Consider the following 21,657-nt stretch of genomic DNA (forward strand, 5'->3'; position numbering starts at 1 on the left):
TTGCTGTTGTTGCGTTTCCGACTCTATCAGACCGTTTCACCGGCCGATTTCCCTCGGTCCCGCTTCGCTTTCCGGCCTTTCGGCTTTCCGGCGAGCCCGACTCTATCAGATCCTTTCGGGCCTGATTCCCAGTCAGAGGGGCTTGTCTTCCCGGCTGTTGGGCCGTTCCGACGAGTGAGACTTTAGCGGATTCCCGACCCCCGAGCTAATCGGGGTCGCGTCCTTTCGAACGTGGATTCCTCATTTCGCAAAGACACACGTAAATGCAGACGACGACCGAGCAGAAGCCAGTCGTCGGGCAATGAAGAGGTCTTGCGGAATGGTTGTCCGGGGACCGACCGGGGTCGGCGCTCACTGCGGACAACTCGGAGAACACTACGGATGGGCCCAGGGCGTGTCAACTTCGCGCCCCGGGCTCGTACGCAGGTCAGCTGTTGTTGCCGGAGGCCAGTTCGCGGCTGCGGTCGCGGGCGGCTTCGAGGGCGGCGATAAGGGCGGCGCGGACGCCGTGGCTCTCGAGTTCGCGGATCGCGTTGATGGTCGTGCCGGCGGGGGACGTCACGTTCTCGCGGAGCTTGACCGGGTGCTCGCCGCTGTCGCGGAGCATCGTGGCGGCGCCGATCGCGGACTGGACGATGAGGTCGTGGGCCTTGTCGCGCGGGAGGCCGAGGAGGATGCCCGCGTCGGTCATGGCCTCCACCAGGTAGAAGAAGTAGGCGGGGCCCGAGCCGGAGAGGGCCGTGCAGGCGTCCTGCTGGGACTCGGGGACGCGGAGGGTCTTGCCCACCGAGCCGAAGAGTTCCTCGGCGTGCGTCAGGTGGGAGCTCGTCGCGTGGGTGCCGGCGGAGATGACGGACATCGCCTCGTCGACCAGGGCCGGGGTGTTCGTCATGACGCGGACCACCGGGGTGCCCTCCGGGAGGCGCTCCTCGAAGAAGGTGGTGGGGATGCCGGCCGCGCCGCTGATCACCAGGCAATCGGACGGGACGTGCTGGGCGAGCTCGTCGAGGAGCGTGCCCATGTCCTGGGGCTTGACCGTGAGGATCAGGGTGTCGGCCCGCTTGGCCGCCTCCTGGTTGGTGACCGGGGTGACGCCGTAACGCGAGCGGAGTTCCTCGGCGCGCTCGGGGCGGCGGGCCGTGACCATGAGGTCGCTCGGTGCCCAGCCGCCGCGGATCATTCCGCTGAGCAGGGCTTCACCGATCTTGCCCGTGCCGAGTACGGCGACCTTGTGGCGGGTGTGCTGACTCATGAGCGGGGCCTTCCGTATGCGTCGTCCGTCCGGGGGCATCCTCGCATCGGCCGGGTCGGCGGTATCGGGGTGTCCGGTGGGCGGAACGAAGCGGCGGCCGGGCATCAGGCCGTGCGGCGGCGCAAGGTCGCCGCGCCGAGGCCCAGGACCAGGACGGCGCAGCCGGCGACGATCCCGACGTCGCGGATGTAGGTCGCGGTGAGGTCGGTGTGCTGGAGGACCTCGTTCATGCCGTCGACCGCGTACGACATGGGGAGCACGTTCGAGATTGCCTCGAGGACCGGCTGCATCTGGTCGCGCGGGGTGAACAGGCCGCAGAGCAGCAGCTGCGGGAAGATCACCGCCGGCATGAACTGGACCGCCTGGAACTCCGATGCCGCGAAGGCCGAGACGAAGAGGCCGAGGGCCGTGCCGAGCAGGGCGTCCAGGAGGGCGACCAGGAGGAGCAGCCAGGCCGATCCGGTGACGTCGAGGTCCAGGGCCCAGAGGGCGAGGCCGGTGGCGAGGATCGACTGGACGACGGCCACGGTGCCGAAGGCCAGCGCATAGCCGCCGATCAGGTCGGCCTTGCCGAGCGGCATGGACAGGAGACGCTCCAGGGTGCCGCTGGTGCGTTCGCGGAGGGTGGCGATGGAGGTCACCAGGAACATCGTGATCAGCGGGAAGACGCCGAGGAGCGAGGCGCCGATGGAGTTGAAGGTGGCCTGGTTGCCGTCGAACACGTAGCGGAGCAGGAAGAGCATCACGCACGGGACGAGCAGCATCAGGGCGATCGAGCGCGGGTCGTGGCGGAGCTGGCGCAGGACGCGGAGCGCGGTGGCGGCGGTGCGGTACGTGGTCATGGCGGGCTTCCTGGGGCGTCGAAGGCGTCGGGGCGTCAGCGGGTGGTGGGGCGGGCGGTGTTCGTCGCGTTCGCCTCGTCGACCAGGTGGAGGAAGGCCTCTTCGACGGTTGGCGTGGCGGTGCGCTCGCGCAGGGCGTCGGGGGTGTCGTCGGCCAGCAGTTCGCCCTCGCGCATGAGGAGGAGGCGGTGGCAGCGCTCGGCCTCGTCCATGACGTGCGAGGAGACGAGGATCGTGGTGCCGCGGGCGGCGAGCTCGTGGAAGAGGTTCCACAGGTCGCGGCGGAGGACCGGGTCGAGGCCGACCGTCGGCTCGTCGAGGACGAGGAGTTCCGGGGTGCCGAGCAGGGCGACGGCCAGGGAGACGCGGCTGAGCTGGCCGCCGGAGAGGTTTCCGGCGACGGCGTCGGCGTGGGATTCGAGGTCCACGTCGGCCAGGACGCGGTCGACTTCGGTGCGGCGGTGGGCGGCGGCGGTCCTGCCGGGGAGCAGGACGGATGCGAAGTAGGCGAGGTTCTGGCGGATCGTTAGGTCGAGGTAGACGGACGGGGCCTGGGTCACGTAGCCGACGCGGGAGCGCAGGGCGGGGTGGCCCGCGGGGTGGTCGAGGACCGTGAGGGTGCCGGTGACCTTGGCCTGCGTGCCGACGACGGCGCGCATGAGGGTCGACTTTCCGCAGCCGGAGGGGCCCAGCAGGCCGGTGATCCGGCCCCGCGGGACGTCGAAGTCCAGGTTGCGCAGGACGGGGCGGGGGCCGCGGGTGACGGTGAGCCCGGTGGCGGACACGGCGGATGACGGCGGTTTATTCATCACATGATGAATAATCCTCCGGGCGGCTGGGACCGTCAAGATGGGGCACTCAGGCCCCGCCGTCGGACGAGAGCCAGCGGGGTCCGGGGCGGAGCCCCGACACGTGGGGACGGGTGGCCGAGGCGTGGCCCGAGCGGCAGGCGCTAAGAGCGCTTCTTCTTCGCCGGGTTGCGGGTGCGGCGGGACGTCCGCCGCTCGTACTGGGCGCGCGCCTCCTCGTACTCCCGCCTGCGGAGCTTTTCCCCGGGGGCCTCGACCAGACAACGCAGGGCGTAGGCGATCAGGACGCCCACGAAGCCGATCGCCATGAAGCCCCGCAGCGACGCCTGCTTCTCGGGGTCGTGGCGCTCCGTGAAGCCCGTACGGGCGCGCGCGAAGGCGAGCGCGCTGCAGATCGCGAACATCACGATGAGGAGGACGTTCACGAGCGAGCCGACGTCCGCGATCGCCAGCCCCTCGTAGGCGAATCGGAGGATGAAGCAGCCGGCGGCGGCCAGGACGAGCGCGCCCACCCCGACCGCGGCCCGGCGCAGGCCGTAGTTGCCGCTGTGGTCGACCCACGTCGTGCCGAAGAAGCGGATCTCCTCGGGCTGGGGCCCCGGGGCCGGGGATGTGCTGGGGGTGCCGGTTTCGTCGCTCACGCCCTCGATTATCGCCGGACCGGGCCGCGGGCCCCGCAGCCCGGTCCCCCGCGCGGCTCAGGCGCAGCGCGGCGCCACGTAACCGTCGCTCCCCGTCTTCACGTACGTGTCGGAGACGTACTCGCCGACGCCGACGTTGTCCCAGATCCGCGACGTGCCGTACGGGCCGGCGACCGCCTGGCCCGGCTTCTGGCAGAAGATCGGCACCTTCGCGCTCAGCGGCAGCACCCGCACCACGCGGTACTGCGTGCCGGGGCCGCTGCGGACGTTCACGTTGTAGCCCGGGGCCACCGGGTAGTACATCGACGCTGCCGCCGCCTCCACGGACTGAGCGGGCTGTTCCTCTGCTGCCATTTCCCTGCGCCTCCCCCGTCGGGCCGACTCGACTCGTTCAACGTTCATTGAGGGCCCGTTGAAATATCTGTGTTGGAATGTCGAACACGCAGGCTAGCAAGGCCCGTTCATCGGCCACGGGGGGCGTGGACATGCCGTCACACAACAGCTTCGGGACCGGCGCGGAAGCGGAACTCCCGGAGTACGCCGGGCACTACCGGCTCGAGGCGCACCTGGGCACGGGCGGCATGGGCGTCGTACATCTGGCGCGGTCTGCGGCGGGGCTGCCGCTCGCGGTGAAGGTGGTGCACGCCGAGTTCGCGGAGGACCCCGAGTTCAGGGGCCGGTTCCGGCAGGAGGTCGCGGCCGCGCGGCGGGTCAGCGGGGCCTTCACCGCACCGGTCGTCGACGCCGACCCGGACGCCGAACTGCCGTGGATGGCAACGTTGTTCATCCCGGGCCCGACCCTCGCCGACCACGTCAAGCGGAACGGGCCGCTGGCCCCCGCGCAGCTGCGGCACCTGACGGCCGGCCTCGCGGAGGCGCTGCGCGACATCCATCGCGCCGGGGTCGTGCACCGTGACCTGAAACCGAGCAATGTGCTGCTCGCCGAGGACAGCCCCAAGGTCATCGACTTCGGGATCTCGCGGCCCAAGGACAGTGAACTGCGGACCGAGACGGGGAAGTTGATCGGCACGCCGCCGTTCATGGCGCCGGAGCAGTTCCGCCGCCCGCGCGAAGTCGGGCCGGCCGCCGACGTGTTCGCACTCGGCTCGCTGCTCGTGCACGCGGCGACCGGACGTGGACCCTTCGACTCCGACAGCCCCTACCTGGTGGCGTACCAGGTGGTGCACGAGGAACCGGATGTGTCCGGTGTGCCCGAGGATCTGGCGCCGCTCGTCCTCGCCTGCCTGGCGAAGGAGCCGGAGGAGCGGCCCACGCCGGACGAGCTGATGGCCCGGCTGCGGCACATCTCGGCGCAGTACGACACACAGGCGTTCATACCTGCTCAGCGGGGACCGGCCGAGGCTTCCACGGTCAAGTCCCCTGAGGCGGAGCCGAGTTCACCGGCCCCGCGGAAGCGCCCCCGCCCCCGCATGCTCATCACCCTCGCCGGCGTCCTCGCGCTGAGCGGCGCGCTCACCGTGCCGCTCCTCTGGGGGCGCGACTCCGGCTCGGCCACCGGCACCCGGACCGCGCCGGCCGGCTCCCCCGCCATGTTCCACCCCTGGCAGCGGGCGCTCGGCTCGGGCGCCGCGCCCGTCTGCTCGTACGGGGCCGGGAGCCTGAACTGCGCCGTGCCGGGTGCGCCGGCCGTGTCGCTGGATCCGCGGGACGGCTCGGTGCGGTGGAAGCGGAAGGCGTCCGGCGGGGCGGGGGACGTCGGTGGGGCGGCGCCCGTGGTGTCGGGCGGGCTGGTGCACGCGCTCACCCCGGACGGCTCCCGGCTCCTCGCGATGGCCCCCGATACGGGGAGGACCCGCTGGTCGATGGATGTGTCGCGGTACCAGGGGCAGGTGCGCCAGGCGGCGGGGCGGGTGCTCCTCGCGGCGCCCGACGGCACGCTCAGCGCGGTCGACAGCGCGACCGGGAGACGGGAGTGGGCTCGCCGGCTCCCGGGTTCGGCGACGGCCCGGCCCACTCTCTCGTACGTGGGCGGAGACCTGGCCTACGCGGCGACTCCGGCGCCCGACGGGGCGAACACGCTGGTGAGCGCGGTGGATCCGGAGACGGGTGACGTCCGCTGGCAGCGGAGTTCGCCGGGCACGGCGACCCCGGTCGGCGTGTCCGACGGCGTCGTCTGGTGCACGGAGCGGGGCGCCTCGGGCGAGACCGTCGCGCTCGTCGGCCATCGCCTCATGGACGGGGTGGTGGGGCGTCGCGTACGACTGTCGCTGCCGCTGCCGTCCGCGACGGTGGCGCTGCACGGCGACACGGCGTATCTGCTCGCGGCGGGCGGCGCGCTGGTGGCGCAGGACCTCGCGACCGGCAAGCAGGTGTGGCGGTCGGAGACCTCGGTGAGCCGGGGCTCCGCGCCCGCCGTCGACGCCGCCTCCGACCGGGTGTACGTCACGGCCCCCGACGGCCGGCTGCTCGCCGTGGACCGGCGCACGGGGCGTCCGGTCGGCCAGAGCGAGCCCCGGCCGGCGGGCCGCTCGGACCGGGTGGTGGCCGAGATTCCGGCGCCGGTCGTCAGCGGTGGCCGGGTGTTCGGGAGCGCGCCGGACGGCACCGTGTTCGGTGCCGCCACGGCGGACGACCCTTAGGGCCTGCTGTTCGGGTCAGCCGAGCTGCGACACGTCGCGGACCGCGCCCGTGTCCGCGCTGGTGGCCATCGCGGCGTAGGCGCGCAGCGCGGCCGAGACCTTGCGCTCGCGGTTCCTGGGAGCGTAGACGCCGCCCAGGGCCTCGCGGCGCGCGGCCAACTCCTCGTCGCTCACCAGGAGTTCGATGCCGCGGTTCGGGATGTCGATGCGCACGCGGTCGCCGTCCTCGACGAGCGCGATGGCGCCACCGGCGGCGGCCTCGGGCGAGGCGTGACCGATGGACAGGCCCGACGTACCGCCGGAGAAGCGGCCGTCCGTGACGAGCGCGCAGGCCTTGCCGAGGCCGCGGCCCTTCAGGTACGAGGTCGGGTAGAGCATCTCCTGCATGCCGGGGCCGCCCTTGGGGCCCTCGTAGCGGATGACGACGACGTCGCCCTCCTTGATCTGCTTGAGCAGGATCTTCTCGACGGCCTCCTCCTGCGACTCGCAGACGACGGCCGGGCCCTCGAAGGTCCAGATGGACTCGTCGACACCAGCGGTCTTCACGACGGCGCCGTTCTCGGCGAGGTTGCCCTTCAGGACGGCCAGGCCACCGTCCTTCGAGTACGCGTGGGCGACGTCACGGATGCAGCCGCCGGCCGCGTCGGTGTCGAGGGTGTCCCAGCGCTCGGACTGCGAGAAGGCCTCGGCGGAGCGCCTGCAGCCGGGGGCCGCGTGCCACAGCTCGCTCGCCTCCGCGGTCGCCGCACCGCTGCGGATGTCCCAGGCGTCGAGCCATTCCTTGATGGACGGGGAGTGGACGGTGTGCACGTCCTCGTTGAGCAGACCGCCGCGGTACAGCTCGCCGAGGATCGCGGGGATGCCGCCGGCGCGGTGCACGTCCTCCATGTAGTACGTGCCGCCGGGCGCCACGTTCGGCGCGACCTTGGACAGACACGGGACGCGGCGCGAGACGGCGTCCATGTCGGCGAGCGTGTAGTCGAGCTCGGCCTCCTGCGCTGCGGCCAGCAGGTGCAGGATCGTGTTGGTGGAGCCGCCCATGGAGATGTCGAGCGCCATCGCGTTGTCGAAGGCGGCGCGGGTCGCGATGTTGCGCGGCAGCACCGACTCGTCGTCGCCGTCGTAGTAGCGCTTGGCGATCTCGACGACCGTTTCGCCCGCCTTCTCGTACAGCGCCTTGCGGGCCGTGTGAGTGGCGAGCACCGAGCCGTTGCCCGGCAGGGAGAGGCCGATGGCCTCGGTCAGGCAGTTCATCGAGTTGGCGGTGAACATGCCGGAGCAGGAGCCGCACGTCGGACAGGCGTTCTCCTCGATACGGAGGATGTCCTCGTCCGAGACGTTCTCGTTCACCGCGTCGCTGATCGCGTTGACCAGGTCGAGTTTTCGAACCGTGCCGTCGACCAGCGTCGCCTTGCCGGCCTCCATGGGGCCGCCGGAGACGAAGACGGTCGGGATGTTGAGGCGCAGGGCCGCGTTCAGCATGCCGGGCGTGATCTTGTCGCAGTTCGAGATGCAGATCAGCGCGTCCGCGCAGTGCGCCTCGACCATGTACTCGACCGAGTCCGCGATCAGATCGCGGGAGGGCAGGGAGTACAGCATGCCGCCGTGGCCCATCGCGATGCCGTCGTCGACGGCGATCGTGTTGAACTCGCGGGCGATGCCACCGGCGGCCGTGATGGCCTCGCTGACGATGCGGCCCACGGGCGACAGGTGCGTGTGACCGGGCACGAACTCGGTGAACGAGTTGGCGACCGCGACGATCGGCTTCCGGCCGATGTCCGCACCGGGTACACCGGAGGCGCGCATAAGGGCGCGTGCGCCCGCCATGTTGCGGCCGTGGGTGACTGTGCGGGACCTCAGCTCGGGCATCGTCGCTCGCTCCTTCAGAGGGATATCAGACTGGCTCCCGAGAGTACGCCGCCGATCCAAGCGCTGGACAACGCGTCCGAATGCCGGGACGGCCGTCTCACCAGGTGCTACGGAGGGGCGGCCGCAAAGCCTCACGGCCCGGTCAGGTGCAGCTGCACCACGGGGGCGATCCGGGCGATGATCCGCTCCGGGTCCGCGGAGGCGATGGGCTCCGCCCGCATCACGTAACGGACCATCGCGGTGCCCATGAGCTGCGCGGCGGCCAGCGAGACCCGCAGCTCGGCCTCGTCCTTGGGCAGGTCGAGCCGCTGGGCGATGCTCGCGAGCAGCCGGGAGGTGACGAGCCGGCGCAGGACGCCCGCGGCCACGTCGTTGTTCACGGCGGAGCGCAGGATCGCGAGCAGCGGGACCCGCGTCTCGGGCGACTCCCACACGCCGAAGAAGAACCGGGTCATGCGCTCGCCGACCTCGTCCAGGGGCCCGTCGGCCAGGGCGTCGGGGGCCTTGAGGGCCGGGGCGAGCACCACCTCGATCGACGCGGCGAACACCTGCTCCTTGGTGCCGAAGTAGTGGTGCACCAGAGCCGAGTCCACCCCGGCGGCCTTGGCGATGCCGCGCACCGACGCCTTGTCGTAGCCGCGCTCGGCGAACTCCTCGCGGGCGACGTCCAGGATCCGATCCCGGGCGCCGGGGCCCTCGGTACGCGGAGGCCGCCCCCGGCGACGTACGGACTCGGTCATGGACGCGGTACCCGCGCGGCCGACGCCAGGTGCAGGCGGGCGAAGGCGAGGGCCTCCGCCAGGTCGGCCTCGCGTTCGGCGCTGGACATGGCGCGCCGCGTGTTGACCTCGATGACGACGTGCCCGTCGAATCCGTTCACGGCGAGGCGGTCCAGGAGTTCGGCGCAGGGCTGGGTGCCGCGGCCGGGGACGAGGTGCTCGTCCTTGCCGGAGCCGGCGCCGTCGGCGAGGTGGACGTGGCCGAGCCGGTCGCCCATGCGGTCGATCATCTGCATCGCGTCGGTGCGGGCCGTCGCGGTGTGGCTGAGGTCGACCGTGAAGTGCCGGTAGTCGTCCTTGGTCACGTCCCAGTCGGGGGCGTACGCGAGCATCTCGCGGTCCCGGTAGCGCCACGGGTACATGTTTTCGACGGCGAACCGCACATCCGTCTCGCCCGCCATCCGCCAGATGCCCTGCACGAAGTCCCGGGCGTACTGGCGCTGCCAGCGGAACGGGGGGTGTACGACCACGGTCGACGCGCCGAGCTTCTCCGCGGCGGCACGCGCGCGTTGCAGCTTCACCCACGGGTCCGTCGACCACACGCGCTGCGTGATCAGCAGACATGGCGCGTGTACGGCGAGGATCGGGATGTGGTGGTAGTCGGAGAGGCGGCGCAGGGCCTCTATGTCCTGGCTGACGGGGTCGGTCCAGACCATGACCTCTACGCCGTCGTAGCCCAGGCGCGCGGCGATCTCGAAGGCCGTCGCCGTCGACTCCGGGTACACGGAGGCCGTGGACAGCGCGACCTTCGCATCCGGGATGCGCACCACTGGTTCTGCCACGGGGACAGGGTACGGCCCCCGTGTGCGGGTGGGGGCGCCCACCCGGGCGATCACGCCGCCCGTACCCACGCCTCGGGGCTCCGCCCCGGACCCCGCGCCTCAATCGCCGGCGGGGCTGGAAAGATCGGGGCGCCGCCCCGGACCCCACTGGCTCTCGTCCACAAGGCGGGGCTTGATTTGGCTTAATTTGCCGGCAAGTGGTCCAGGCGGCGGAGGATGACGCCCTCGCGGAGGGCCCAGGGGCAGATTTCGAGGGTTTCCACGGCGAAGAGGTCCATCGCGCCCTCCGCCACCAAGGCTCCGGCGAGGAGTTGGCCGGCTCGGCCCTCGGAGACGCCGGGCAGCTCGGAGCGTTCCTCCACGGTCATCGCGGCGAGCTGCGGCACCCAGTCCTCCAGGGACTTCCGCTTCAACTCCCGCTGTACGTAGAGGCCTTCCGTCGACCGGGCAGCCCCGGCGAGCCGCGCCAGCTGCTTGAACGTCTTCGACGTGGCCACCACATGGTCCGGCGCCCCGAACCGGGCGAACTCCCCGACCGTGCGCGCGATCTGCGCCCGCGCATGGCGCCGCAGCGCCTTCACGTCGTCCGGATCCGCCGGGTCCCCGGGCAGCCATCCGGCCGTCAGCCGGCCCGCCCCGAGCGGCAGCGACACCGCGGCGTCCGGCTCCTCGTCGATGCCGTACGCGATCTCCAGGGAGCCGCCCCCGATGTCGAGCACCAGCAGCCTGCCCGCGGACCAGCCGAACCAGCGCCGCGCCGCCAGGAACGTGAGCCGCGCCTCTTCCTCGCCGCTGAGCACCCGCAGTTCGACGCCCGTGGCGTCCTTCACGCGCGCGAGGACGTCGTCGGCGTTGCTGGCCTCGCGCACCGCCGATGTCGCGAACGGCAGCAGGTCCTCGACGCCCTTGTCCTCGGCGGCCTCCAGCGCCTCTCTGACCGTACTGATCAGCAGCTCCACGCCGTCGGGCCCGATCGCCCCGTGGTCGTCGAGGAGTTGGGCGAGCCGCAGTTCGGCCTTGTGCGAGTGCGCGGGCAGCGGGCGGGCACCGGGGTGTGCGTCCACCACGAGCAGATGGACCGTATTCGAACCCACGTCGAGGACACCGAGTCTCATATAGGGAACGCTACTGCTCCATGCGGCTTGCCCGTCCGGGAAGGTCCTGTGAAAGGCGTCAACGCCTTTACCCTGGAGCCGTGCCAAAGACGAAAAAGGCCAAGGCCGACAAGAGCGACAAGAAGACGAAGTCGGCAAAGCAGGAGCTGAAGAAGCAGCCGAAGCAGCGCTCCAAGGCGGACGAGAAGCCCATCGACTTCCCGCGCGCGTGGGTCGAGTTCCCGGATCCGGCGGACGACGAGCAGCTCTTCCGCTGCGATCTGACATGGCTGACCTCTCGTTGGAGCTGCATCTTCGGCAGCGGCTGCCAGGGCATCCAGGCGGGCCGCGCCGACGACGGCTGCTGCACGCTCGGCGCCCACTTCTCCGACGAGGACGACGAGAAGCGGGTCGCGCAGAACGTGGCACGCCTCACGCCGGACATCTGGCAGCACCACGACATCGGCACCGAGACCGGCTGGGTGTCGACCGACGAGGACGGCGAGCGCCAGACCCGCCCGTACGAGGGCTCGTGCATCTTCCAGAACCGGCCGGGCTTCGCGGGTGGCGCGGGCTGCTCGCTGCACATCCTGGCGCTCAAGGAGGGCCGCGAGCCCCTGGAGACGAAGCCGGACGTCTGCTGGCAGCTGCCGGTCCGCCGTACGTACGAGTGGATCGAGCGGCCCGACGACACCAAGGTGCTCCAGGTCTCGATCGGCGAGTACGACCGCCGTGGCTGGGGCCCGGGCGGCCATGACCTGCACTGGTGGTGCACGTCGGCGACCTCGGCGCACGGCGCGGGCGACCCGGTCTACGTCAGTTACGGGCCCGAGCTCACGGAGCTGATGGGCAAGGCCGGCTACGACAAGCTGGTCGAACTGTGCGAGGAGCGACTCGCGGCAGCACCCAAGGGGCTCCCGCTCATCGCCCCGCACCCGGCCGACCCGGCGTAACGCACACATCCGACGGTCCGGGACCGGACGTCAGGGGGTCCCCGACGGCGAGCCCGTCCCGGACCCGCCGGTCCCGGAGGGCGACGCCGTGTCGGACGGGGGCGCCGAGTCGGTGGGCTCGGGGTCGCTCGGGCTCGGCGTCGAGCTGTCGGTCGGATCCGGCGTCGGGTCGGGCGAGGTGTGCGTCGGCGTGGGGGTCGGCCTCGGGTGGTTCGGGGACGACGGGACGGAGTGGGACGGCGAGGGCCGCGAAGTGGCACCACCGCCTCCGCCACCACCGGAGCCTGAACCCCCGTACCCCTCAAGGGAGATGACCGCACCGGACGGGTCGATCCCGACGTGCGCCGTCCAGTGCCCGCGCGGCTCCCGGTACTCGTTCACGTAGACGTGGATCGTGAGCGACTCGCCGGGGCTCAGTGTTCCCGACGTCCGGCTCAGGTACAGCCATGACGCGTCCGTGGAGGCCGTCCAGTCGACGGGCGCGCGGCCCGACGCGGTGAGCGTGATCGCCGTCGAGTTCCCGCTGGGCTGCGCCTCCACGGTGATGCGGCCGGGACCGCGCCCCGCGCGCGTGGGCGGCGATGTGACCTCTACGGAGACGTCGGGCGAGCGGCTGCCCGCGGTGAAGCCCGGGTCGGGGCTCGTCCGCGCGTTCCCCGCGTTCTCGTACGCGCCGCCGGTCCGCTCGCCGTCGAGGCTGTCCGCCGTGCCGTCCTCGCTGGCCGTCACGGAGCGTCCGTCGGCGGCCTCTCCGGTGAGCGGAGCGCCCCGGTAGGCGGCCCACAGGGCGAGCACCGGGGCGGCGACCACGGTGGCGACCACGGTCGTCGTCACGGCACGCGAGCGCAGCCGGGCGCTGCGGGCCGCCCGGTCCTTGGGGTCCATGGGGTAGCCGCGCCGGTCGAAGCGCGGGGCGCCGGGGTGCCGGGCGTGCATCGCGAAGTGCAGGGCGGGGCGCGGGGCCGCCACGAGGGGCAGCGCGGCGGGCGTCACCGAGGTGCCCGGCCAGGCGCGGGGCGCGGCGCGCTCGGCGGTGCGGCGGCAGCGCGGGCAGTCGTCGACGTGCCGGACCAGCTCGCGGCGCAGGGCGGCCGACAGGAGCACCTGGTTGTCCCCGGTGAGGCGGGCGACGCTGGGGCACGTGCCGGTCTCGACGACGGCGAGTGCGGCGCGGGTCCGCTCGACCTCGCAGGCCGCGGCCGAGAGCAGCTCGCGGGTGGCGGTGGGGTCGGTGCCGAGTACGGCGGCGACCTCGCGCGGCGACAGCTGGTGGCGCACCGCCAGCTCCAGGGCCTCGCGCTGCTCCGGAGTCGTGCCCGCGGCTTCCGGCCAGGCGAGCTGGGCGAGCTGCCGCCTGCGCTCCTCCTGAAGAAGACCGTCCTGCGGCCGGCCGCTCTGGGACCGGCTGACCTCTTGCACGCTCTGACGCCGCCGATTGGCCTCGGCCAGACGGCGCAGGCAGGACCAGCGGGCCAGCGCGTAGAGCCAGGCCCTGCGCTCGGCGGGCGAGTCCCCGGCCGGGGCGCGGGAGCCGCGCCGCTCGGCGAGCGCGAGGGCGTCACCGAGCGCCGAGGTCGCCTCGTCGTGATCGCAGAGGACGGAGAGGCAGTAGGTGAACAGGCCGTCCAGACAGGACTCGTAGCGGGCGGGCGGGCTCTGCGGGGCGGTGCGCGGCTCCTGCCGCCTCGCCCCGGGACGGTGCGCCCGGTGTGCGCCGGTGGTCTGTGTGGGAGTTTCCGGCCTGCTGCTCATCACCGTGTGACCGTAGGCTCACCACGAGGGGGCTTCCTCCCCCTTGAGCACATTTAATCCTTACGGGTGAAACGATCCCTCAAAAGAGGACAGGAACCCGTCATTCCGTGGCCAGCACGGCTACGCGGGGCGACCGCCGAGGTGGTGACGCGGCCCGGTGAGGTGGTGCGCACGGCACACCCCCGCCGTGTTGTCAGTCCTGCCCGCTACGGTTCCGTTCATGGCTGCCCGTACCAAAACCAAGGACCGTCCGTCCTACCGCTGCACCGAGTGCGGCTGGCAGACGGCCAAGTGGCTGGGCCGCTGCCCCGAGTGCCAGGCGTGGGGGACGATCGACGAGTACGGCGCGCCCGCCGTGCGCACCACCGCACCGGGCCGCGTCACCACGTCGGCGCTGCCCATCGGCGAGGTCGACGGCAGGCAGGCGACGGCCCGGACGACCGGCGTGCCCGAGCTTGACCGGGTGCTCGGCGGCGGCCTGGTGCCCGGCGCCGTGGTGCTGGTCGCGGGCGAGCCCGGCGTCGGCAAGTCCACGCTGCTGCTCGACGTGGCGGCGAAGTCGGCCAGCGAGAAGCACAAGACCCTCTACGTGACGGGCGAGGAGTCGGCCTCCCAGGTGCGCCTGCGCGCCGACCGCATCCACGCGATCGACGACCACCTGTACCTGGCGGCCGAGACCGATCTGGCCACCGTCCTCGGCCACTTGGACGCGCTGAAGCCGTCGCTGCTCATCCTGGACTCCGTACAGACGATCGCGTCCGGGGAGATCGACGGGGCGCCCGGCGGCGTGTCCCAGGTCCGCGAGGTGGCCGGGGCGCTCATCCGCGCCTCCAAGGACCGCGGCATGTCCACGCTCCTGGTCGGCCACGTCACCAAGGAGGGCACGATCGCGGGCCCGCGCCTCCTGGAGCACCTGGTCGACGTCGTCCTGAGCTTCGAGGGCGACCGGCACGCGCGCCTGCGTCTCGTACGAGGCGTCAAGAACCGCTACGGGACGACGGACGAGGTCGGCTGCTTCGAGCTGCACGACGAGGGCATCACGGGCCTCGCCGACCCGAGCGGCCTGTTCCTGACCCGGCGCGCCGAGCCGGTGCCCGGCACCTGCCTGACCGTCACCCTGGAGGGCCGCCGCCCGCTGGTCGCCGAGGTCCAGGCGCTCACGGTCGACTCCCAGATCCCCTCCCCGCGCCGCACCACGTCCGGCCTGGAGACCTCCCGCGTATCGATGATGCTGGCCGTGCTCGAACAGCGCGGGAAGATCAGCGCGTTGGGCAAGCGGGACATCTACTCCGCGACGGTCGGCGGCGTGAAGCTCACGGAACCGGCCGCCGACCTGGCCGTCGCGCTGGCCCTCGCCTCCGCGGCGAGCGACACCCCGCTCCCCAAAAACCTTGTGGCGATCGGAGAAGTGGGCCTCGCGGGCGAGGTCAGGCGGGTCACGGGCGTGCAGCGCCGGCTCTCCGAGGCGCACCGGCTCGGGTTCACACACGCACTGGTTCCGACCGACCCGGGAAAGATCCCGGCCGGTATGAAGGTCCTGGAAGTCGCCGATATAGGGGATGCTCTGCAGGTGCTGCCGAGGAGCCGTCGGCGAGACGCCCCACGGGAGCCGGAGCAGCGCCGGTAGACTTTGCCCTGGTCTCGCCCGTGCGTGCGAACGCGAGGGACGTGGACCCCGAGCCTCAGGGCACCCCAAAGTCTGCGATCCGGAGGAGTGCAGTGGCAGCCAATGACCGGGCGGCAACTCCCGGCAAGTCCGGCGGAAGCTCCGGTGCGGACAGTCTCATGCGCGCCGCGCTGAGCGCCGTCGCGCCCGGAACCGCCCTGCGCGACGGCCTGGAGCGCATCCTCCGTGGCAACACCGGAGGCCTGATCGTCCTCGGCTCCGACAAGACGGTCGAGTCGATGTGCACGGGCGGCTTCATCCTCGACGTGGAGTTCACCGCCACGCGCCTGCGCGAGCTGTGCAAGCTCGACGGCGGCATCGTGGTCTCCTCGAACCTCGACAAGATCCTGCGGGCCGGCGTCCAGTTGGTGCCGGACCCCATGATCCCCACGGAGGAGACCGGCACCCGGCACCGCACGGCGGACCGCGTCTCCAAGCAGGTCGGCTACACCGTCGTGTCAGTCTCCCAGTCGATGCGCCTGATCGCGCTGTACGTGGACGGGCAGCGCCGCGTCCTGGAGGACTCGGCGGCGATCCTGTCCCGCGCCAACCAGGCCCTCGCGACTCTGGAGCGCTACAAGCTGCGCCTCGACGAGGTGGCGGGCACGCTCTCCGCCCTGGAGATCGAGGACCTGGTCACGGTCCGGGACGTCTCCGCGGTCGCGCAGCGCCTGGAGATGGTGCGCCGCATCGCCACGGAGATCGCCGAGTACGTCGTCGAGTTGGGCACCGACGGCCGGCTTCTGGCGCTGCAGCTCGACGAGTTGATCGCGGGCGTCGAGCCGGAGCGCGAGCTGGTCGCGCGGGACTACGTGCCCGAGCCCACCGCCAAGCGCTCCCGCACGGTCGCGGAGGCGCTGGTCGAGCTGGACGCGCTCAGCCACGGGGAGCTGCTCGAACTGCCGATAGTGGCACGGGCCCTGGGCTACACCGGCTCCCCCGAGGCGCTCGACTCGGCGGTGTCCCCGCGCGGATTCCGGCTCCTGGCCAAGGTGCCGCGCCTCCCGGGCGCGATCATCGACCGGCTCGTGGAGCACTTCGGCGGCCTCCAGAAGCTGCTCGCCGCGAGTGTGGACGACCTGCAGACGGTCGACGGGGTCGGTGAGGCGCGGGCCCGGAGCGTTCGTGAGGGCCTGTCGCGGTTGGCGGAGTCGTCGATCCTGGAGCGGTACGTGTAGCTCCGCTGGTTGGCCGGGTGATCGATTGCGTCACCCGGCGCGCGGTTCGGGGCTCTGCCCCGGACCCCGCTGGCTCTCGTCCGCAGTGCGGGGCTTAAACGGCTCAGTCCTGCTTGAGGACGAACGACGCCTGCGCCTCCGGAAGTTGCGCCGCCTTCACCTCGACCAGGTACGTACCCGGCGACGCAGCTCCCGCCGAAGGCGTCGCGCACTGCGGCGCGCTCGGCCGCAGATCCCACGTGTAGTCACGCTGCACCGTGCCGCCCGCGGGGGCCCGCAGCACCATGCTCCCCGCGCCCGCCGGGCAGTCGTCGGAGGACCAGAACGGCTTGTCGGCCTCCGCCTTGGTGATCGTGACCACCGCGGTCTTCGGACCGAGGTCGACCTTGCAGGACTTGTCCGCCGTGTTCTTGGCGACGAGTTGGAGCTTCGGCTTTTCCCCGGGCGCGTACGAGTTGTGGACGCTGCGCACCTTCAGGGTCACGCCGCCCGCCGTGCAGTCCGGGAGGCTGGAGCCGGCCGGGACCTGGTCACCGGAGGACGTGCCCCCGCTGCCACCACTGCCGCCACCGTCACCGGAGTCGCCGCCCGCGGCATCGTCGGAACCGCCGGAGCCCGCACCCGAACCCGAACCGCCGGAACCCGAGCCCGACCCCGAGCCGCCGGAACCGCCCGACTCGTCGCGGCCGCCGGGGTGTTCGCTGATCGCGGGCCCCGTGCCGGAGGGCCCCGGCGTGATCGACTCCGTCGGACTCTTGCCGCCGGAGCCACTGGCGCCGTTGTTCCCACCGCCCCCGCCCATAGTGACGATCCATACGATCAGCAGGGCGAGCAGCGCCACCACGGACAGCAGAACAACCCTCCGTCGCCAATAGATGGAGGAGGGAAGCGGCCCGATCGGATTGCGCAGAGATCCCACGCCCCAAACCTTACGAGAGATCGGGCCGTTGTCCGGCGCTACCCGCCGCCTCGACCCTCAAGTTTTCCGGATCATCATCACGCGCGGGCCGCCGAACGGGCTTCCGGACCCCTGTCGATCGTCGGGTGGGGCCCACGACCGTCGCTGGATGTGGCAGCTCTTGGGTATTGCATACTGTCCGTCACCATGGGAACTATCGACTCCGACCTCTATCGCGGCATCACCGATTTCGCCCACGACACCCCGTCGTGGTTTCAGCACCTCATGGAGGTGTGGACGGAACTGGGACTGCTGCTGTTCGCCGTGCTCTTCGTCGTCGCCTGGTGGCGGGCACGGGGCAACGACCCGAGGGCACTCGCCGTCGCGGTGCTCGCGCCGCTGGGCACCGCGGTCGCGTATGTGATCAGCGAGGTGGTCAAGTCGGGGATCGACGAGGAACGGCCCTGCCGCGCCGTCTCGGGCGCCCTGCCGTCCCTGATCGACTGCCCGGTCTACGGAGACTGGTCCTTCCCCTCCAACCACGCCACGATCGCCGCCGCCGCGGCGGTGGGCCTCGCGCTGGCCTGGCCGAAGATCGGCTGGTTCACGGTGCCGATGGCGCTCCTCATGGCGTTCTCGCGCGTCTTCGTAGGCGTCCACTACCCGCACGACGTCGCGGTGGGCCTGCTGCTCGGCACCCTCGTCGCGTTCCTCGTCGTACGCCTTCTGACGCGGCCGGGAGCGCGGGTGACCGAGGCGATGCGGGGGTCGGGGAACGGGCTCGTGCGATGGTTCGCGGGGCCGGGGCCGGCGGGGGCCGGGTCCGGGCGCGGGTCCGGTCGCGGGCGCGGCTCGGCGCCCGAGGGCCGCTCACGACGGGGCTCGCACCGGCGCTGAACCTTCCGCTGCCACAGGTGGGCCCACCTCAGGCACAACGCCGCCACCCGTTACGACCGGAGCCGCCCCACCTCGGGCACTCCGCCACCGGGTCCGCCTCCTCACCCATTGCGGCGGGCAACCCCCGTCTGGGGCACACCGCGGCCAAGCCCACCCCACCCGTTGCGGTCGACCGCCACTGCCTTGGGCAATCTGCCGCCTGGGGCGGCAGGGTGGGCAAGGCGGCGCACGGTGCCGCGCAACGAACAAGGGGCGCCGGCCCGACTCTGCACCCGGGCCCCGGTCGGGCCGAGCCCCCGGAGGGGGCGGGCGGGAGACGAGCACGCCCCGGCACAGCCGGTGCCGCTCAACGGAAACGACAGGCGCCGCCCCGGCACAGCCCCCACAACCCCGGCCCCCGCAAACGAAACCCACCGGCGCCCCGTGCGCCGCAACGAAACCCACCGGCCCGGCCCCCGGCCCCCCGCGCAACAGAACCGCCGCCCACCGCGATCCCCCGCCCCGGCCCCCGCACATGGCAGGATCGGATGTGCCATGACTGCGCTCACGAAGAACCCCGAGAACGCCGATCTGCACGCACCGGTCATCGACTGGTTCACCGAGCACGCCCGCGACCTCCCCTGGCGCCGCCACGACGCGGGCCCGTGGGGCGTGATGGTCAGCGAGTTCATGCTCCAGCAGACCCCGGTCAGCCGCGTGCTCCCGGTGTACGAGCAGTGGCTCGCCCGCTGGCCCCGCCCCGCCGACCTCGCCGCCGAGGCGCCCGGCGAGGCCGTCCGCGCCTGGGGTCGGCTCGGCTATCCGCGCCGCGCCCTGCGCCTGCACGGCGCCGCCGTCGCCATAACGGAACGGCACGGCGGCGACGTACCCACCGGCCACGCGCAGCTCCTCGCGCTGCCCGGCATCGGCGAGTACACGGCGGCCGCCGTCGCCTCGTTCGCGTACGGGCAGCGGCACGCGGTGCTCGACACGAACGTGCGGCGCGTGTTCGCCCGCGCCGTGGCCGGCGTGCAGTACCCGCCGAACGCGACGACCGCCGCCGAGCGGAAGCTGGCCCGCTCCCTGCTGCCCGAGGAGGAGGACACCGCCGCCAAGTGGGCCGCCGCCTCCATGGAGTTGGGCGCCCTGGTGTGCACCGCCAAGAACGAGGAGTGCCACCGCTGCCCGATCGCCGCGATGTGCTCGTGGCGGCTCGCGGGCAAGCCCGCGCACGAGGGCCCGCCGCGGCGCGGCCAGACGTACGCCGGCACGGACCGACAGGTGCGCGGCAAGCTGCTCGCCGTGCTGCGCGAGGCCGTCGACCCGGTGCCGCAGCCGGTGCTCGACCGGGTGTGGGACGAGCCGGTGCAGCGGGCCAGGGCCCTGGACGGCCTGGTCGACGACGGTCTGGTGGAGCCGCTCGCGGGCGGTCTGTACCGGCTTCCGCAGGGCTGAGCAGGGCGCGCCGAAAAGCCGCGGCCGGCTTCGTTACACAACCGACGGGTAGTCGTGCGTTACCCGGTGGCCGGAACGGACAACGCCGTGACAACTCCTCCGTAACTTCTTCCTCGTAACCGCACACAACCTGTGCGGCCCACGGGTATTGCGGGAAGCGGGAGGCAGTTGATCATGGCGCACGCCGGTGAGGTGCTCGGGTTCGAAGAGTACGTGCGGACGCGGCAGGACGCCCTGTTGCGCAGCGCCCGGCGTCTCGTGCCCGACCCGGTCGACGCCCAGGACCTGCTGCAGACCGCGCTCGTACGGACGTACGGCCGCTGGGACGGCATAGCGGACAAGCGCCTGGCCGACGCGTATCTGCGCCGCGTCATGATCAATACGCGGACCGAGTGGTGGCGGGCGCGCAAGCTGGAGGAAGTGCCCACCGAGCAGCTCCCGGAGTCCTCGGTCGACGACTCGACGGAGCAGCACGCGAACCGCGCCCTGCTGATGGACGTCATGAAGGTGCTCGCTCCGAAGCAGCGCAGCGTCGTGGTGCTGCGACACTGGGAGCAGATGTCCACAGAGGAGACGGCCGCCGCTCTCGGAATGTCGGCCGGAACCGTGAAGAGCACGCTGCACCGGGCCCTCGCCCGGCTCCGTGAGGAGCTGGAGAAGCGGGAGCGCGAGGAACTGGCCGGCCGCGCGCTCGACGTGAAGGAGCGGGAGCGTTGCGCGGCCTAGGCATACGTGCCTCTGGGATTCGTACGTCCCTGATGCGGGGGCGTTCCGCCCTGATGCGGGGAGTGAAGGCGGGGAGCGCGGCGATCGCCGGGCTCGCCGCCATCGGGCTGTTCGCCGGTGTCCTCGCGGCGTGCTCGACCGGAGGCACCGGCGCCCGTGACGAGGGCCCGGCCCGCACGGACCCGGTCGGTTCGACGGCGGCGGGCAGCGCGAGTCCCTCGGCCTCCGCCTCACCGAGCGCCCCGAGCTCCGCCCAGGCGGTGCGGATGGTGAAGAGGGACCCGAAGGTCGGCGCGGACATCAAGCGCGACCTGAAGCCGTGCGTGGCGGACGAGTACCCGGTCGACGTGAGCTACGGCACGCTGACGGGCAGCTCCCGCAGCGACGTCGTGGTCAACGTGATGACCTGCGGGGACGCGGTCGGCATCGGCACGTACGTGTATCGCGACGAGGGCGGCACGTACAAGAATGTGTTCAAGGACGAAGAGCCCCCGGTGTACTCGGAGATCGACCGAGGTGATCTCGTGGTCACCAAGCAGGTGTACGAGAAGGGCGACTCGGTCGCCTCACCGTCGGGCGAGGAGGTCCTCACGTACCGGTGGGGCGGGCACGCGTTCACCCAGGAGAGCCGCACGCACAACGATTACAGCAACGCGGTGGACGGGGAGAGCGCGGCACCTTCGGACGACGGCGGCTGAGACAACACGTGGTGGAGGAGAGAACGGATGGCCGGCATGGGCGGTGAACGCAAGGGCGAGCCGACGCACGTCCTGTTCGTCGAGGACGACGATGTCATCCGCGAGGCCACCCAGCTCGCCCTGGAGCGCGACGGTTTCGTGGTGACCGCGATGCCGGACGGGCTCGCGGGCCTGGAGGCGTTCCGGTCGGACCGGCCGGACATCGCGCTGCTCGACGTGATGGTGCCGGGCCTCGACGGGGTCTCCCTGTGCCGCCGCATCCGCGACGAGTCGACGGTTCCGGTGATCATGCTCTCCGCGCGCGCGGACTCCATCGACGTCGTGCTCGGCCTGGAGGCGGGGGCCGACGACTACGTGACGAAGCCGTTCGACGGGGCGGTGCTCGTGGCCCGGATCCGCGCCGTGCTGCGCCGCTTCGGGCACGCGGGTGGCGCGGCGGCGGCCTCCGGCGCGGCCGAGGAGAGCCCGGCGCCCGACCACGGGGAGCTGCGCTTCGGCGACCTGGAGATCGACACGGACGGCATGGAGGTCAGGAAGGGCGGGGAGACGGTGGCCCTGACGCCCACCGAGATGCGCCTGCTGCTCGAGTTCTCCTCCGCGCCCGGCTCCGTACTGTCCCGCGACAAGCTCCTGGAGCGTGTGTGGGACTACGGCTGGGGCGGTGACACCCGCGTCGTCGACGTCCATGTGCAGCGGCTGCGTACGAAGATCGGCCAGGACCGCATCGAGACGGTCCGCGGCTTCGGCTACAAGCTCAAGGCCTGACCGGGCTGATGGGACAGCGCAT

General features: G+C 72.0%; 20 protein-coding genes. 9 read left to right on the top strand and 11 right to left on the bottom strand.

Annotation, left to right across the window (positions count from 1 at the left end; translation table 11 throughout):
* Positions 1-427: 427 nt before the first annotated feature.
* The 5 genes from proC to ABT004_RS27200 form a co-directional block, all read right to left on the bottom strand.
* Positions 428-1,252, bottom strand: a complete 825-nt coding sequence (gene proC / locus ABT004_RS27180; protein ID WP_351341916.1) for a pyrroline-5-carboxylate reductase — start codon at positions 1,250-1,252, stop codon at positions 428-430.
* Between the two features lie 104 nt (positions 1,253-1,356).
* Positions 1,357-2,094 carry an ABC transporter permease gene (locus ABT004_RS27185; RefSeq protein ID WP_351341918.1) on the bottom strand — a complete coding sequence of 246 codons (738 nt, stop codon included), beginning with the start codon at positions 2,092-2,094 and terminating at the stop codon, positions 1,357-1,359.
* A 35-nt stretch (positions 2,095-2,129) separates the two neighbouring features.
* Positions 2,130-2,903 (bottom strand): ABC transporter ATP-binding protein, encoded by a 774-nt coding sequence (locus tag ABT004_RS27190; protein ID WP_351341920.1) that lies wholly within the window; start codon positions 2,901-2,903, stop codon positions 2,130-2,132.
* A 143-nt stretch (positions 2,904-3,046) separates the two neighbouring features.
* On the bottom strand, positions 3,047-3,544 hold the full coding sequence (locus tag ABT004_RS27195; protein WP_351341922.1) for an EamA/RhaT family transporter: 498 nt from the start codon (positions 3,542-3,544) through the stop codon (positions 3,047-3,049).
* 57 nt (positions 3,545-3,601) lie between these two features.
* Complete coding sequence (locus ABT004_RS27200) at positions 3,602-3,898, bottom strand: peptidase (protein ID WP_351341924.1); 297 nt, start codon at positions 3,896-3,898, stop codon at positions 3,602-3,604.
* A gap of 131 nt (positions 3,899-4,029) precedes the next feature.
* Here ABT004_RS27200 and ABT004_RS27205 point away from each other — a divergent pair, with 131 nt between their 5' ends.
* Positions 4,030-6,144: a serine/threonine-protein kinase gene (locus tag ABT004_RS27205; protein WP_351341926.1), complete on the top strand. Its 2,115-nt coding sequence runs from the start codon at positions 4,030-4,032 to the stop codon at positions 6,142-6,144.
* A 15-nt stretch (positions 6,145-6,159) separates the two neighbouring features.
* Here ABT004_RS27205 and ilvD read toward each other — a convergent pair whose 3' ends face one another.
* The 4 genes from ilvD to ABT004_RS27225 all read right to left on the bottom strand — a co-directional run bounded on the left by ilvD (position 6,160) and on the right by ABT004_RS27225 (position 10,689).
* Positions 6,160-8,013 carry a dihydroxy-acid dehydratase gene (gene ilvD, locus ABT004_RS27210; RefSeq protein WP_351341928.1) on the bottom strand — a complete coding sequence of 618 codons (1,854 nt, stop codon included), beginning with the start codon at positions 8,011-8,013 and terminating at the stop codon, positions 6,160-6,162.
* A gap of 131 nt (positions 8,014-8,144) precedes the next feature.
* Positions 8,145-8,753: a TetR/AcrR family transcriptional regulator gene (locus tag ABT004_RS27215; RefSeq protein WP_351341930.1), complete on the bottom strand. Its 609-nt coding sequence runs from the start codon at positions 8,751-8,753 to the stop codon at positions 8,145-8,147.
* The gene (locus ABT004_RS27220; protein WP_351341932.1) at positions 8,750-9,574 is read right to left on the bottom strand and encodes a sugar phosphate isomerase/epimerase family protein; all 825 of its coding nucleotides are present in this window, start codon (positions 9,572-9,574) and stop codon (positions 8,750-8,752) included. The genes ABT004_RS27215 and ABT004_RS27220 overlap by 4 nt, the downstream gene beginning before the upstream one ends.
* A gap of 182 nt (positions 9,575-9,756) precedes the next feature.
* Positions 9,757-10,689 (bottom strand): Ppx/GppA family phosphatase, encoded by a 933-nt coding sequence (locus ABT004_RS27225; RefSeq protein WP_351341934.1) that lies wholly within the window; start codon positions 10,687-10,689, stop codon positions 9,757-9,759.
* A gap of 80 nt (positions 10,690-10,769) precedes the next feature.
* On the opposite strand from ABT004_RS27225, the gene ABT004_RS27230 reads away from it, so the two are divergent.
* Positions 10,770-11,621, top strand: coding sequence for a DUF3109 family protein (locus tag ABT004_RS27230; protein ID WP_351341936.1), 852 nt, complete (start codon positions 10,770-10,772; stop codon positions 11,619-11,621).
* A gap of 30 nt (positions 11,622-11,651) precedes the next feature.
* On the opposite strand, the gene ABT004_RS27235 is transcribed toward ABT004_RS27230, so the two are convergent.
* Positions 11,652-13,373 (bottom strand): BACON domain-containing protein, encoded by a 1,722-nt coding sequence (locus ABT004_RS27235; RefSeq protein ID WP_451193592.1) that lies wholly within the window; start codon positions 13,371-13,373, stop codon positions 11,652-11,654.
* Between the two features lie 220 nt (positions 13,374-13,593).
* On the opposite strand from ABT004_RS27235, the gene radA reads away from it, so the two are divergent.
* Positions 13,594-15,000 carry a DNA repair protein RadA gene (gene radA, locus ABT004_RS27240; protein WP_351341940.1) on the top strand — a complete coding sequence of 469 codons (1,407 nt, stop codon included), beginning with the start codon at positions 13,594-13,596 and terminating at the stop codon, positions 14,998-15,000.
* Between the two features lie 92 nt (positions 15,001-15,092).
* On the top strand, positions 15,093-16,217 hold the full coding sequence (gene disA, locus ABT004_RS27245; RefSeq protein ID WP_351341942.1) for a DNA integrity scanning diadenylate cyclase DisA: 1,125 nt from the start codon (positions 15,093-15,095) through the stop codon (positions 16,215-16,217).
* A 103-nt stretch (positions 16,218-16,320) separates the two neighbouring features.
* On the opposite strand, the gene ABT004_RS27250 is transcribed toward disA, so the two are convergent.
* Complete coding sequence (locus tag ABT004_RS27250) at positions 16,321-17,136, bottom strand: hypothetical protein (protein WP_351341944.1); 816 nt, start codon at positions 17,134-17,136, stop codon at positions 16,321-16,323.
* A 186-nt stretch (positions 17,137-17,322) separates the two neighbouring features.
* On the opposite strand from ABT004_RS27250, the gene ABT004_RS27255 reads away from it, so the two are divergent.
* From ABT004_RS27255 to cseB, 5 genes are all read left to right on the top strand, one after another.
* Entirely contained in the window at positions 17,323-18,012 is a 690-nt protein-coding gene (locus ABT004_RS27255) for a phosphatase PAP2 family protein (protein WP_351341946.1), read from the top strand.
* Positions 18,013-18,546: 534 nt separating this feature from the next.
* Complete coding sequence (locus ABT004_RS27260) at positions 18,547-19,446, top strand: iron-sulfur binding domain-containing protein (RefSeq protein ID WP_351341948.1); 900 nt, start codon at positions 18,547-18,549, stop codon at positions 19,444-19,446.
* A gap of 174 nt (positions 19,447-19,620) precedes the next feature.
* Entirely contained in the window at positions 19,621-20,172 is a 552-nt protein-coding gene (locus ABT004_RS27265; protein ID WP_351341949.1) for a SigE family RNA polymerase sigma factor, read from the top strand.
* A 53-nt stretch (positions 20,173-20,225) separates the two neighbouring features.
* Positions 20,226-20,870, top strand: a complete 645-nt coding sequence (locus tag ABT004_RS27270) for a hypothetical protein (protein ID WP_351341950.1) — start codon at positions 20,226-20,228, stop codon at positions 20,868-20,870.
* A gap of 36 nt (positions 20,871-20,906) precedes the next feature.
* Positions 20,907-21,635, top strand: coding sequence for a two-component system response regulator CseB (gene cseB / locus ABT004_RS27275; RefSeq protein ID WP_351341964.1), 729 nt, complete (start codon positions 20,907-20,909; stop codon positions 21,633-21,635).
* Positions 21,636-21,657: the final 22 nt, after the last annotated feature.

The organism is Streptomyces sp. NPDC002790 (assembly GCF_040295505.1).
In the GTDB taxonomy this organism is placed as follows: domain Bacteria; phylum Actinomycetota; class Actinomycetes; order Streptomycetales; family Streptomycetaceae; genus Streptomyces.